This window comes from Streptomyces sp. NPDC046805, assembly GCF_040645355.1.
In the GTDB taxonomy this organism is placed as follows: Bacteria; Actinomycetota; Actinomycetes; order Streptomycetales; family Streptomycetaceae; genus Streptomyces.
The window spans coordinates 131,014-143,794 of record NZ_JBEYYC010000017.1; the positions used below are offsets into that span (position 1 = coordinate 131,014).

The 12,781-nt window shown below is 72.1% G+C and carries 13 protein-coding genes; 4 read left to right on the top strand and 9 right to left on the bottom strand.

Annotation, left to right across the window (positions count from 1 at the left end):
• Positions 1-24: 24 nt before the first annotated feature.
• Positions 25-795 carry an ABC transporter ATP-binding protein gene (locus ABZ910_RS20195; protein WP_361366612.1) on the top strand — a complete coding sequence of 257 codons (771 nt, stop codon included), beginning with the start codon at positions 25-27 and terminating at the stop codon, positions 793-795.
• On the top strand, positions 792-2,009 hold the full coding sequence (locus tag ABZ910_RS20200) for an ABC transporter permease (RefSeq protein ID WP_361366615.1): 1,218 nt from the start codon (positions 792-794) through the stop codon (positions 2,007-2,009). Before ABZ910_RS20195 ends, ABZ910_RS20200 begins: the two co-directional genes overlap by 4 nt.
• A gap of 27 nt (positions 2,010-2,036) precedes the next feature.
• On the opposite strand, the gene ABZ910_RS20205 is transcribed toward ABZ910_RS20200, so the two are convergent.
• Complete coding sequence (locus ABZ910_RS20205) at positions 2,037-3,662, bottom strand: ATP-binding protein (protein ID WP_361366618.1); 1,626 nt, start codon at positions 3,660-3,662, stop codon at positions 2,037-2,039.
• Entirely contained in the window at positions 3,659-4,366 is a 708-nt protein-coding gene (locus ABZ910_RS20210; protein ID WP_361366621.1) for a response regulator transcription factor, read from the bottom strand. The genes ABZ910_RS20205 and ABZ910_RS20210 overlap by 4 nt, the downstream gene beginning before the upstream one ends.
• 340 nt (positions 4,367-4,706) lie before the next feature.
• Between ABZ910_RS20210 and ABZ910_RS20215 the strand changes: the two genes are divergently transcribed.
• The gene (locus tag ABZ910_RS20215) at positions 4,707-5,063 is read left to right on the top strand and encodes an SH3 domain-containing protein (RefSeq protein WP_361366624.1); all 357 of its coding nucleotides are present in this window, start codon (positions 4,707-4,709) and stop codon (positions 5,061-5,063) included.
• A gap of 81 nt (positions 5,064-5,144) precedes the next feature.
• Here the strand turns inward: ABZ910_RS20215 and ABZ910_RS20220 are convergent, their stop codons facing one another.
• Positions 5,145-7,070, bottom strand: a complete 1,926-nt coding sequence (locus tag ABZ910_RS20220; protein ID WP_361366717.1) for an AMP-dependent synthetase/ligase — start codon at positions 7,068-7,070, stop codon at positions 5,145-5,147.
• Positions 7,071-7,434: 364 nt separating this feature from the next.
• Between ABZ910_RS20220 and ABZ910_RS20225 the strand changes: the two genes are divergently transcribed.
• Positions 7,435-8,370 (top strand): MaoC/PaaZ C-terminal domain-containing protein, encoded by a 936-nt coding sequence (locus ABZ910_RS20225; RefSeq protein WP_361366627.1) that lies wholly within the window; start codon positions 7,435-7,437, stop codon positions 8,368-8,370.
• Here ABZ910_RS20225 and ABZ910_RS20230 read toward each other — a convergent pair.
• From ABZ910_RS20230 to ABZ910_RS20255, 6 genes are all read right to left on the bottom strand, one after another.
• The gene (locus ABZ910_RS20230) at positions 8,363-9,025 is read right to left on the bottom strand and encodes a TetR/AcrR family transcriptional regulator (RefSeq protein ID WP_361366630.1); all 663 of its coding nucleotides are present in this window, start codon (positions 9,023-9,025) and stop codon (positions 8,363-8,365) included. The genes ABZ910_RS20225 and ABZ910_RS20230 overlap by 8 nt on opposite strands.
• 86 nt (positions 9,026-9,111) lie before the next feature.
• On the bottom strand, positions 9,112-9,411 hold the full coding sequence (locus ABZ910_RS20235; protein WP_361366633.1) for a DUF4229 domain-containing protein: 300 nt from the start codon (positions 9,409-9,411) through the stop codon (positions 9,112-9,114).
• A 99-nt stretch (positions 9,412-9,510) separates the two neighbouring features.
• Positions 9,511-10,044: a GNAT family N-acetyltransferase gene (locus tag ABZ910_RS20240; protein WP_361366636.1), complete on the bottom strand. Its 534-nt coding sequence runs from the start codon at positions 10,042-10,044 to the stop codon at positions 9,511-9,513.
• An 18-nt stretch (positions 10,045-10,062) separates the two neighbouring features.
• Complete coding sequence (gene mqnE / locus ABZ910_RS20245; RefSeq protein ID WP_361366638.1) at positions 10,063-11,226, bottom strand: aminofutalosine synthase MqnE; 1,164 nt, start codon at positions 11,224-11,226, stop codon at positions 10,063-10,065.
• Between the two features lie 91 nt (positions 11,227-11,317).
• The gene (locus tag ABZ910_RS20250; protein ID WP_361366719.1) at positions 11,318-11,773 is read right to left on the bottom strand and encodes an Lrp/AsnC family transcriptional regulator; all 456 of its coding nucleotides are present in this window, start codon (positions 11,771-11,773) and stop codon (positions 11,318-11,320) included.
• Between the two features lie 188 nt (positions 11,774-11,961).
• Positions 11,962-12,636 (bottom strand): UbiX family flavin prenyltransferase, encoded by a 675-nt coding sequence (locus ABZ910_RS20255; RefSeq protein WP_361366641.1) that lies wholly within the window; start codon positions 12,634-12,636, stop codon positions 11,962-11,964.
• Between the last annotated feature and the right edge of the window lie 145 nt (positions 12,637-12,781).

Genomic DNA, 12,781 nt, shown 5'->3' on the forward strand with positions numbered 1-12,781 from the left:
GCCCATGGCAGCCAAGCGACTCAAGTGCCCGCACCCGTCGTCGAGTTCACGGGCGTGTCGAAGGTCTACGCCGGCGGTGTCACGGCGGTCGGCGGGGTCGACCTGACGATCTCGCAGGGCGAACTGGTCTGTGTCGTCGGCCCGTCGGGGTCGGGCAAGTCCACGATGCTCCACCTCATGGGCACCCTGGACCGGCCGTCCGACGGCCTGATCGCGATCGACGGTCACGAGATCGCGGGGCTGTCCGACCGCGAGGTCTCCGCGCTGCGGGCGCAGCGGATCGGCTTCGTGTTCCAGCAGTTCCATCTCGCCGTCGGCGTGCCCGTGCTGGACACCGTCGCCGACGGTCTGCTGTACGCGGGCGTGCCGCTGCGCGAGCGCCGGCGCCGGGCGGCCCGGGCGCTGGCCCGGGTGGGGCTCAGCCACCGGCTGCACCATCTCCCCCACGAACTCTCCGGCGGCGAGCGGCAGCGCGCGGCGGTCGCCCGCGCGGTGATCGGGGAACCGGCGCTGCTGCTGGCCGACGAGCCGACCGGCAACCTCGACTCGGCGTCCGGCGCCGCGGTGCTGGCCCTGCTGCGGGAGCTGCACGCCTCCGGCACCACGGTCGTGGTCATCACGCACGACCGGGAGATGGCCGAGGTGTTCGACCGCCGGGTGGAGATGCGGGACGGACGGATCGTCGCCGACACGGGCGGAGGCAGTCCTCGTACGACGGACACCACAGGCACGACGGACACCACTGACGCCACGGACATCACAGACACCACAGCCGTGTCCGGAGCGCAGGGATGAGCGGGGAGGGACGGCGCGCGGCCGTCGCATTGCGTCCGGCCCGGCTGCGGCCCGCCGACCTGGTCCGGCTCGGCGGCACCGGGCTGCGCACCCGGCCGCTGCGGGTGTTCCTGTCCGCGCTGGGCATCGCGATCGGGGTGGCCGCGATGGTCGCCGTGGTCGGCATCTCCAGCTCCAGCCGGGCCGAAGTCGACCGCAGACTGGACGCGTTGGGCACCAACATGCTGCGCGTCGCGCCCGGCCAGGCGCCCGACGGCACGACGACCCGGCTGCCCCGCGAGGCGGCGGCGATGATCCGGAACATCGGTCCCGTACGGCAGGTGGCGGCGACCGGCGAGGTCAAGGGCGCCGCGGTCTACCGTAACGAGCACATCCCCGCGGGCCGGACCAGCAGCGTCGAAGTCGCGGCCGCGGACGCAGAGTTGCTGCCCGCAATCGGCGGCGAAGTGCGGATCGGGCGGTGGCTGGACCAGGCGCCGGAGGAGTACCCGACGGTGGTGCTCGGCGCGCAGGCGGCCCGCCGCCTCGACGTCTACACGCCGGGGACCCGGCTGTGGCTGGGCGGCACGTGGTTCTCCCTGGTGGGGGTGTTGCACCCGGTGCCGCTGGCGCCGGAGATCGACAACACTGCGCTGGTCGGCCGGCAGGCGGCGCGGACGTACCTCGGGTTCGACGGGCATCCGTCCACCGTGTACGTCCGTGCCCGCGACGACCGTGTCCAGGCGGTCCGCGCCGTCCTCGCGGCCACGGCGAACCCCGAGAAGCCGGGCGGTGTCCTCGTCTCCCGGCCCTCCGACGCGCTGGCCGCGCGGGAGGCCACCGAGTCCACGCTCACCGGGCTGCTGCTGGGGCTCGGCTCGGTCGCGCTGCTCGTGGGCGCGGTCGGGGTCGGCAACACCATGGTGATCTCGGTTCTGGAGCGGCGCCCGGAGATCGGCCTGCGCCGTGCGCTGGGGGCGACCAGCGGCCAGATCCGCGGCCAGTTCGTCGCGGAGGCGCTGCTGCTGTCCGCGCTGGGCGGCCTGGGCGGCACGGTCCTGGGCACCGCGATCACCGCCGGTTTCGCCGCCGTACGAGGCTGGCCCACCGAGGTCCCGGTGTGGGCGACGGCCGCGGGAATCGCCGTCACCCTGGTGATCGGTGCGCTGGCCGGCCTGTATCCGGCGGTACGGGCGGGGCGGCTGGCCCCGACCCAGGCGCTGGCCGGACCCTGACGGTCGGCGCCCGCCCGCCGACGGGGGTCAGCCGTCGGCGTCGACCGCCGCCAGCGTCACCGTGAAGGTCGTGCCCACGCCCACCCTGCTGGTGACCTCGATCGTGCCTGCGTGGTCCGTCACGATCTGGCGGGCGATGGACAGGCCCAGGCCGCTGCCCCCGGTCGTACGGCCACGGGACGGGTCCGCGCGCCAGAAGCGGTCGAAGAGGTGGGGCAGGTCCGCGGGGGCGATGCCCTTGCCGGTGTCCCGTACCCGGAGGACCGCCGAGGCGCCGCGCCGGGTGACGGCCAGGGTCACCGAGCCGCCCGGCGCGGTGGCGCGCAGCGCGTTGCCGACCAGGTTGCCGACCACCTGCCGCAGGCGGTCGGCGTCGGCGTCGGCGTACACCGGCCCCTCCGCCTCCACCCGCAGGGCCACGCCCACGGCCTCCGCCTGGGCGCGGTGCGCGGTGCGGGCGTTCTCCAGCAGCTCCCCGAGCTCGACGACGGCCCGGTGGTAGGTGAGCGCGCCCGCCTCGGCCAGCGCCAGGTCCTGCAGGTCGTCCACGATCCGCTGCTGGAGCATCACCTCCTCGTGCAGCGAGTCGAGCAGCTCGGGGGTGGGGGCGACGACCCCGTCGCGCAGCGCCTCCAGGTAGCCGCGCAGGTTGGCCAGCGGGGTGCGCAGTTCGTGGGCGATGTCGCCGGTGAGCCGGCGCTGGCGTTCCTCGGCGGACTGGAGGGAGTGGGCCATGCGGTTGAACGTACGGCCGAGTTCGGCGATCTCGTCCCGCCCGGACACCGGCACGCGCCGGTCCAGTTCCCCCTCGCCCAGTCCCCGGGCGGCCGCGGTGAGCGCCCGGACCGGGCGGAGCACGGCCCGGCTGAGCAGCAGCGCGCCGAGGACGGCGGCGAGGGCGACGCCGCCCGCGACGGCGGCGGTGGGCGCGACGGCGAGCCCGGCCGGCACCTCGTCCCGGACGCCGAGGCGCACCTGGAGGCGCGGGGGTGCGACGGAGGCGGTCCGCTCGGCGAAGACCCGCCGCAGACACGCGGCGAGCTCCCGGTCGGCCGCGCACGCGGAGGCCGCGGCATGATCCTGCGCGACCGGGGCCGCCGGGGAGTCGCCGGGTGCGCGGCACTGGGCCGGCCGCCGGTCCCCACTGACCCGGGGGACGCCGTTGCCGCCCGGCCGGGCGGTCACCCTTGCCCCGGCCCGGGTCAGGCACGCCGCGTAGGTGGCCGCCGCCCGGTACTCGCCGATCGCGGCCACCGTGGTCTTGACCGAGGCCAACGGCACTTTGTCCGCGGGCAGTCGCAGCCGCGGCCGCGGGTCCACGAGGACCGGGGGCTGGCCGCTGACCGGGCGGGGCGTGCGGCCGGCCAGGGCGTCGGAGTCGGCGAGCAGGGCGTCGTTCTCGGTGGCGACCCGGATGCGCTGGCCGGTGTCCCTCGCCAGTTCGCGTACGGTCGGCGCGAGCCCGTCCCACGTGCCGTGCGCGTATCCGTAGGACCGCAGGACCTCGGTGATCCGCGCGGTCTCCTGGCGCCCGGCGGTGACGGACTCCTCGACCTGGTTGGTGGCCTGCCGCAGGGTGAGCCAGGCGGTCGCGGCGGTGGCCACCAGCGCGATCAGGACGAGCACCCCGAGCACGCGCAGCCGCAGGCTCACGGTCCGCCCCCGGCCGGGTCGGCCAGCCGGTAGCCGCGTCCGTAGACGGTCTCGACGTACCGCGCTCCGCCGCCGCCCTTCTCCAACTTCCGCCGCAGGTTCATCACATGGGCGTCGACCGTCCGCTCCAGGACGTATCGGTCGAAGCCGAAGACCCGATCGATGATCTGCGCCCGGGTGAACACCCGCCCCGGCTCCGCCGCGAGCACGCTCAGGATCGCGAACTCCTTGCCGGTGAGGGCAACTTCCCGCGCTCCCGCCCTGACCTCGAAGCGGGCCAGGTCGACCTCCAGATCGCCGACGGTGTGGACGGTGACCTCGCCGCCGCCCGCCGACCGGGCCCGCGCCCTGCGCAGCAACGCCCGAACCCGGGCCGTGAGTTCACGCGGGCTGTAGGGCTTGGTCATGTAGTCGTCGGCCCCCAGGTCCAGGCCGAGCAGCATGTCCTCCTCCGTGCTGCGAGCGGTCAGCAGCAGGATCGGCACCTGGGACTCGGCGCGCAGGACGCGGCAGACGTCGAGCCCGTCGACGTTCGGCATCATCACGTCGAGCACGACGAGGTCGGGCAGGGAGGTCCGGGCCCGGTCGATCGCGGCGCGCCCGTCGGCCACGACCTGGACCTCGTTGCCCTCTCGTTCCAGATAGATCCGGATCAGTTGCGCTTGTTTCACGTCGTCTTCGGCGACGAGTATGCGGGCCCCCAACGCGATTCCCCTTTCCCCGGACTTCCCCGGAATTCCTCGGCCCACCGGCCGCCTCTCCCGGGAACCCTCGATCCGGAATTCAGAAATCCGCCCGAAGATCACGGCAGAGATCCGGCCACCTGCGCATTCCCGCCCAGGGTTGCCTCCCGACGGAAATCACCACAGGAATGTCCGATTCCCCCTTGAAAACACTTCCGGCCGTGCCTGATCGGTTCCGGACATCTTCCGGCGGAATCATTTCTTCACCGCCGTCGTGCGCTGAATCGTACTCGTGCCACCCGCATCCCGGGCACCGCGAGTGGCCACCAGCGCACTACAGACAACGACGATGGGGGTTTCGATGAAGCGTCGATTCGCAGCAGTCCTACCGGCGCTCGTGGCGGTGGCCGCGAGTATTCCGATCGCGCTGGCCACCACCCCGGCCTCGGCCGCCGCCTCCTGCGGCACGGGCGTCGCCGACAAGGACGGCAGCGCCTGGAACAAGACGGCCAACGGCGCGAACGAGCGCAGCGGCTCCAGTACCGGCTGCGGCATCAACGGCGTCGCCTACAACACGCAGCGCCTCGACTATCACTGCTTCACCGTCGCGGGTGACTACACCTGGACGTACCTGAGGAACGACAGCACGGGCGTGTACGGCTGGGTCCGCGACGACCTGCTGAGCGACTACGGCAGCAGCGTGTACTGCGGCTTCTGACGCTCACGCCGCGCAACGCCGTAGTACCTCGCACAGCACCATTCGAAAAAAGGGCAGGGGCGGCCTCGACCGGGGCCGCCCCTACCCGGTGTATCCCGCGTACAGACCCTTCACCTCCACCGCGAAGTCCCGCATGATCTGCTCGCGCCGCAATTTCATCGACGGGGTCAACTGACCCGCCTCCTCGGTGAAGTCGACGGGGAGTACGGCGAAGTCGCGGATGGACTCCGGGCGGGACACCAACTGGTTGGCCTCGTCGATCGCCTGCTGCAGCACCTCCCGCAACGCCTCGTTGGTGACGAGGAGTTCGGGCGGCACCGGATGCTTGCCGTTCATCCGGCGCCAGTGGGTGATGCCCTCGGGATCGAGGGTGATCAGGGCTCCGATGTAGGGGCGGCCGTCGCCGACGAGCATGCACTGCGAGATCAGCGGGTGGGAGCGGAGCCAGTTCTCCAGCAGGGCCGGGGCCACCGACTTGCCGCCCGACGTGATCAGCATTTCCTTCTTGCGGCCGGTGATGGTGAGGTAGCCCTTGTCGTCCAGTTCGCCGAGGTCGCCGGTGGCGAGCCAGCCCTCCCGCGTCGCCGGGACCACCCCGCCGGCCTGCGGGTCCCAGTAGCCTCGCAGCACATGCTCGCCGGCGATGAGGATCTCCCCGTCGGCCGCGATGCGGACCCTCGTTCCCGGCAGGGGCCAACCCACCGTTCCCAGCCGGGGTTTCAGGGGTGGCGTCACGGTCGTCGCGCCCGCGGTCTCCGTCAGGCCGTAGCCCTCGAAGACCGTGATGCCGGCGCCGGCGTAGAAGGCGGCGAGGCGGCGGCCCAGCGGGGAGCCGCCACAGATGACGTGCCGGACACGGCCGCCCAGTGCGGCTCGCATGCGGCGGTAGACCAGCGGGTCGTACAAGGCGCGGCCCGTCTTCAGGGCGGCGTTCGGGCCGCTGCCGGTGCCGGTCTGCCGGGCCTCCACGGCCTCGGCGTAGCGCCGGGCCACTGTCACCGCGCGGTCGAAGTTCGTCAGCTTGCCGTCGGCCTCCGCCCTGGCACGAGCCGTGTTGTAGACCTTCTCCAGCATGTAGGGGATGGCCATCAGGCACGTCGGCCGGAAGGCCGCCAGATCCGGGAGCACGTCCTCGGCCTTGAGGCTCGGGGCGTGGCCGAGCCGCACGCGCGACCGGATGCACGCGATCGCCACCATGCGGCCGAAGACATGGGACAGCGGCAGGAACAGCAGCACCGACGCCTCCTCGCCCGACTTGGACCTGAAGACCGGGTGGAGCAGCTCCATCGCGTTGTCCACCTCGGCGAAGAAGTTGCCGTGCGAGAGCGCGCAGCCCTTGGGGCGGCCCGTCGTGCCCGAGGTGTAGACGAGGGTGGCGAGCGTGGCGGGGCCCAGCATCCCCCGGCGGATGCCGACCTCGGACTCCGGCACCTCCGCGTCGAGTTCGGCGAGGCCGTCCACGTCCCCCTTCTCCATGACCCACACGTGCTTCAGGTCGGGAAGGGTCTCGCGCTCGGGCTCCAGGGCGGCCGCCTGCTCGGCCGTCTCCGTCACCAGGGCCACCGCGCCCGAGTCCTGCAGGATCCAGTGGGTCTGGAAGACGGAGGAGGTGGGGTAGACCGGCACCGTGACGAGGCCGGCCGCCCATGCGGCGAAGTCCAGCAGCGTCCACTCGTACCGCGTACGGGCCATGATGGCGATCCGGTCGCCGGGCATCAGCCCCTCCGCGATCAGCCCCGTCGACACCGCCAGCACCTCCTCGGCGAACCGGGCGGCCGTGACGTCCTCCCAACTGCCGTCCACCGTACGGCGGCTGAGGACCACCGCGTCGGGAGCCGCGTCCGCGTTGTCGAACGGCAGGTCGCCCAGCGACCCACGGGTCACCGGCGGGGCGAACGGCGGTACCGACGCCTCCCGTACGGCCCCGTTCAGGCGCCGCGTCTCCGGCTCGACGAGGATCGCGTCGCCCTCGTAGTCGATGGTCGAGACGGTCGCGCCGACGGGCACGGGGGCGTTCGGGTACGGCGTGGACACGGGCGGCTCCTTGGGCGTGCAGCGGTGAACTGCTTGCTGCATGACGTACGCGCCCCGCATACCGGGGTGTTCACCGGCGGACCACAGAAGGGGTTACCGGCGGTCAGCCACGAGATCGTACGGCGCCGAGGTGACAGGCCTGTGCATGTTCGGGGCTGGTCCGGCACCGGGCGTGTGCAAAATCACGGATTACGTGAGGGCAGTTCACGTTTGTCGCAGGTTCACCGTCACATCGGGACGCCTCCTGCCCCACCATGGACTTACCTCCGGTAACTTCGCGTCGGAGCAAGCACGAGCAAAGCATCCGACCGCATCCGGAACCCCGCGGGAGTTGTACATGGCCGACCGTCACCCGAGCAGCACCGTCGCCCTCACCCGCGCCCCCGCACTCTCCCGGGTGCTCGTCCAGGGCGCCCTGCGCTCCCCGTTCAAGCGACCCCACCCGGAAGCCGGCTTTCCCCGGACCCGGCTGGTACTCCCCGGTGTGCGCGTCGCCCCCGCCCGCCTGGCCGCCTACGCGCGGGTGTGCGGCTTCGACCCCGCCGACGACGCGCTGCCCGTCACCTATCCGCACGTCCTCGGCTTTCCCCTGGCGATGCGCCTGATGAGCGGCCGCGACTTCCCGCTGCCGCTGCTCGGCCTGGTCCACACGTCGATGGAGATCGTCCGGCACACGGCCCTCCCGGCCACCGGGACGTACGACCTCGCCGTGCACGTGGCCGGCCTCGCGCCCCACCGACGCGGAACGCAGGCCACGGTCGTCACGGAGCTCCACAGTGACGGGGGCGAAGACGGCGGCGGGAAGGTCGTATGGGAGTCGCGCAGCACCTATCTCGCGCGGCATCGCACCGGCGCACGGCCGACGGAGCCGACCGGAGAAGCAGGGGAGGCCGGGGGCTCCAGGGAGCCCGGGGAGCCGGGGGAGTCGCTGCCCGCCGTCGCCGAGTGGCGGATTCCCGAGGACATCGGGCGCCGGTACGGGGCCGTCTCGGGGGACCGCAACCCGATCCACCTGCACCCGCTCACCGCCCGCCTCTTCGGCTTCCCCCGGGCCATCGCGCACGGCATGTGGACCGTGGCCCGCTGCCTCGCCGCCCACAGCACGCCCCAAGCGGCCCTGGTGCGGGCGGAGTTCCGCGCGCCGGTGCTGCTTCCGGCCACGGTGGAGTACGCGGCGGACACCGAGGGCCGCTTCGCCCTGCGCGCCGGCGCCACGAGTCGGGAGCGCGTCCATCTGACCGGCGAGGTACGCCCGTCGGCAGCGCCTAGCTAGTCGTCCGGCCGTCGTCGACCGGTGGAGCCCAGGGGCGCCCGTCCAGCAGGTTGCCCAGGCCGGACCAGGCGAAGTTCATCAGGGTCGCCGCCGCCTGCCGCGCCGTGACGTCCGGGGTGCCGTTGGACCAGCCCGCGAGGGACTCCGCCGCGCCCACCAGGGCCTCGGCCAACCCGGCGACCTCGTACTCGGGGACATGGGGATCCCGGCAGGCTTCGCGCGTCGCGGAGACGATCAGCCGGGTCACTAACGCGACCAGCTCCTCGCGCATCGCGGTGACCTCGGCGGCGAAGGGTTCGCCGCCGGTGCGGGCGCGCAGGTGCAGCAGAGACCAGCCGTCGGGGTGCTCGGCGGTGTGCGTGAAGAAGGCCCGCAGTCCGTCCCAGAGTTGACGGTCGACGGGGACGTCGGGCCGGACAGCGGTGCGGACCGCGTCCGTGAGCGCCGCGGCCTCACGGCGGATGCACGTCGCGAACAGGTCGTCCTTCGAGTTCAGGTACAGGTACACCAACGGCTTGGACACGCCCGCGAGTTCGGCGATCTCGTCCATCGACGCGGCCCGGTAGCCCCGCCGCCCGAAGGTCCGTACGGCGGCGTCCAGCATCTGCTGCTCCCGGACCGCCCGCGGCATCCGCTTGGTCTTCACGGCACCCATGGGGCCAGGTTAGTTGGGCCCACGAGGCGCCGGGTGCGGTGACGCGGCCGCGGACGGTCGCGCGGCCGCGGTGATGACGACTCCGATCAGGACGTCTGGCCCTGCGTCCGTGCCGCGTCGTCGGTCAGGTCCTCCTGGTTGCGGCTGGCCTCCAGGTTGGCCTTCGCCCGGTCGACCCGCTGCACGATCCGCGCGGACGCGCGGTCCCGCTCCTTGCGCAGCACCACGAAGCTGATCGGTGCCGAGATCACCATGGCGAGCAGGAGCACCCACAGGAAGTTGGAGGCGCCGAAGCCGCGCGGGAACACGCCGGCGAAGACGAGGCCCCAGACGACGAGGAGGCAGCCCGCGAAGATCCCGAGGCGCATCAGCGTGTAGCGGAGCATCTCAATCCACTCTTCCGTAACAACAGTCCGAACGCCCAAAAGGGGCAACGCCCAGTGAAGCACGCCGGGTGCCGGATCTTGGAGGGGGGTCGGGGGCAGTCACGCGAGGGACAGGACCATCGTGATGTCGTCCCGGTCGTCATCGGGGGCGACACGGATCGCGCCGGGCACCCGGCCGACCTCCCGGTACCCGCAGGCGCCGTAGAACCGCTCCAGGCCGAGCCCGCCCTGGCAGGTGAGCCGGATCGCGTCGACGCCGTCCCACCCGGTCACGGCCTCGGCCGCCGCGGCCAGCAGGTCGCGCCCGTACCCGTTGCCCTGGTGCCGCGGATGCACCATCACCGTGTACAGCCAGACCCAGTGGCGCTTCAGCCGGTTCGTGTTGCGGGCGAGGAACGCCACCGCGGCGACCGCGCCCGCCGCGTCCCGGCCCACCAGCAGCCGCATCCGCCCGTCGGCCATCGCCATGAGGTGCCGCAGCAGCTCGGGGCGTATGTCGTCCACCGTCACCGGCGGCAGGAAGCCGACCGAGCCGGCCGAACCGCCCGCGTTCGAGACGTCGGCCCACAGCGTGAGCACGTCGTCCCGGAGCGCGGGCGAGATCGCCGGGTCCAGCTCGAAGGTCAACGCCACGTCGACGCCACCGGCTGCTCAGACCCGCATCGGCTGCGGCGACTCACGGCGCGCCGGGTCCGGGCCGTCGTACTCGCGGATGATCTCGTAGCGCGTGTTGCGCTCCACCGGCTGGAAGCCCGCGTCACGGATCAGGTCGAGCAGGTCGTCGCGGGTCAGCTTGTTCGGCGTGCCGTAGTTGTCCGCGTCGTGCGTGATCTTGTACTCGACGACCGAGCCGTCCATGTCGTCCGCGCCGTGCTGGAGGGCGAGCTGGGCGGTCTGCACGCCGTGCATCACCCAGAAGACCTTGACGTGCGGGACGTTGTCGAACAGCAGCCGCGAGACCGCGAAGGTCTTCAGCGCCTCGGCGCCGGTCGCCATCTGGGTCCGGGCCTGGAGCTTGTTGCGGACCTTGCCGTCCTGCATGTCGACGAAGTCGTGCTGGTAGCGCAGCGGGATGAAGACCTGGAAGCCGTTCGTCTCGTCCTGCAGCTCACGCAGCCGCAGCACGTGGTCCACGCGGTGGCGGGGCTCCTCGATGTGGCCGTACAGCATGGTGCACGGGGTCTTCAGACCCTTCTCGTGCGCCAGGCGGTGGATGCGGGACCAGTCCTCCCAGTGGGTCCTGTGGTCCACGATGTGCTGGCGGACCTCCCAGTCGAAGATCTCCGCGCCGCCGCCGGTGAGGGACTCCAGGCCCGCGTCGATCAGCTCGTCGAGGATCTCGGAGGCCGACATCCCGGAGATGGTCTCGAAGTGGTGGATCTCCGTGGCCGTGAAGGCCTTGAGCGAGACGTGCGGCAGGGCGGCCTTCAACTCCCGCAGGGAGCGCGGGTAGTAGCGCCACGGGAGGTTCGGGTGCAGGCCGTTGACGATGTGCAGCTCGGTGAGGTTCTCCGACTCCATCGCCTTGGCGAGCTTGACCGCCTCCTCGATGCGCATCGTGTACGCGTCCTTCTCGCCCGGCTTGCGCTGGAAGGAGCAGTAGGCGCAGGACGCGGTGCACACGTTCGTCATGTTGAGGTGACGGTTGACGTTGAAGTGGACGACGTCGCCGTTCTTCCGCGTGCGCACCTCGTGGGCGAGTCCGCCGAGCCATGCCAGGTCGTCCGACTCGTACAGCGCGATGCCGTCCTCGCGGGTCAGCCGCTCGCCGGAGCGGACCTTCTCCTCCAGCTCACGCTTGAGCCCGACGTCCATACCGCTACCTCTTCTTTCTCCCGACAGACTTCGTAAACCGTACTCCCCCGCTCCACCTTGGCAGCGCGGCCGCGCTGCGGTGGAGGAGTGCCTAGACCTCCTCGGGAAGCTCCCCGACGCGGTTCTCCCACTTCGTGGAGAGCACGATCGTCGTACGGGTCCGGGAGACGCCCTTGGTGCCGCTGAGCCGCCGGATGATCCGCTCCAGTCCGTCGACGTCCGCCGCCCGGGCCTTGAGCATGTAGGAGTCGTCGCCCGCGATGAACCAGCAGTCCTCGATCTCCGGCAGGTCCTTCAGCCGGCGCGCCACGTCCTCGTGGTCGGTGGCGTCGGAGAGCGAGATGCCGATGAGGGCGGTGACACCGAGGCCGAGGGAGGCGGCGTCCACGGTGGCGCGGTAACCGGTGATGACACCGGCCGCTTCGAGCCGGTTGATGCGGTCGGTGACGCTGGGTCCCGACAGGCCGACGAGGCGCCCCAGCTCCGCATAGGAGGCCCGGCCGTTCTCCCTCAGGGCCTGGATGAGCTGCCTGTCCACGGCGTCCATGCGATCGAAGCCTTCCACTGAGAGATCCCCCTGGGAGATCTGCAGAGTTCCTGAAGTGACGTGTGCTGCTGACTCGGTGCTGCGTGGTGCAGAGGTGTGCTGGGTGGTGCGGGGTGATGTTGGGTGGTGCGGGGTGATGCTGGGTGGTGCGAGGTGATGCTGAGTCTTGGTGAGGTACCGCGTGCGGCTCACTCGGGCCGTGCGCCGCCGCCGAGTTCGCCCTTCCAGCGGCGGTAGAGCCCGTGCTCGACACCGGCCGCGTCGAGCACGCGTCCGGCGACGAAGTCCACCAGGTCCTGGATGTGGGTGGCCCCCGCGTAGAAGGCCGGCGAGGCGGGCACCACGGACGCGCCGGCGTCGTCCAGGGTCACCAGGTGCCGCAGCGTCTGGCCGTTCAGCGGGGTCTCCCGTACGGCCACGACCAGTGTGCGGCGCTCCTTGAGGGTGACGCTCGCCGTCCGCTGGAGCAGGTCCTTGGAGAGCCCGAGCGCGACACCGGCCACGCAGGCGGTGGAGGCGGGCACGATGATCATGCCCTTCGCGGGGTACGACCCCGAGGACGGCCCGGCCGCGAGATCCCCCGCGTTCCAGTACCGCACCCCGCTGACGTCCGCTTGGAAGGTCCCGGGCTTTCCGTCGGCCCCGCGCGCGAGCCACTCCCGCAGGTCGTCCTGCCAGTGCGCGTCCCGGAAGGAGATGCCCGTCTCGTCGAGCAGCGTGAGCCGCGAGGCCCGGCTGACCACGAGGTCGACGCTCTCCCCCGCGTCCAGGAGCGCACGCAGCACGGCAGCCGCGTAGGGGGTGCCGGACGCCCCGGAAACCCCCACGATCCAAGGCGTGCGCTGCGTTTGTCCTGGGTTCATGGTGTCGAGCCTATCCGGCGGCCCGGCATGGGCGCCGGGCGGCCGGACAGCAAGCCCGCACCCGCGGGGAGCACTTGGCCGTGCGCGGATGCGTCGGGACCGCCCTCGGGTCATCCCCGCCGCGGCGGGGAAAGCGCCCCGTCGG

Coding starts and splice junctions, on each gene's coding strand:
- ABZ910_RS20225 (WP_361366627.1), top strand. CDS start 7,435: ATGGCCGACCGTCACCCGAGCAGCACCGTCGCCCTCACCCGCGCCCCC.
- ABZ910_RS20215 (WP_361366624.1), top strand. CDS start 4,707: ATGAAGCGTCGATTCGCAGCAGTCCTACCGGCGCTCGTGGCGGTGGCC.
- ABZ910_RS20200 (WP_361366615.1), top strand. CDS start 792: ATGAGCGGGGAGGGACGGCGCGCGGCCGTCGCATTGCGTCCGGCCCGG.
- ABZ910_RS20235 (WP_361366633.1), bottom strand. CDS start 9,411: ATGCTCCGCTACACGCTGATGCGCCTCGGGATCTTCGCGGGCTGCCTC.
- ABZ910_RS20250 (WP_361366719.1), bottom strand. CDS start 11,773: ATGGACGCCGTGGACAGGCAGCTCATCCAGGCCCTGAGGGAGAACGGC.
- ABZ910_RS20255 (WP_361366641.1), bottom strand. CDS start 12,636: ATGAACCCAGGACAAACGCAGCGCACGCCTTGGATCGTGGGGGTTTCC.
- mqnE (WP_361366638.1), bottom strand. CDS start 11,226: ATGGACGTCGGGCTCAAGCGTGAGCTGGAGGAGAAGGTCCGCTCCGGC.
- ABZ910_RS20230 (WP_361366630.1), bottom strand. CDS start 9,025: ATGGGTGCCGTGAAGACCAAGCGGATGCCGCGGGCGGTCCGGGAGCAG.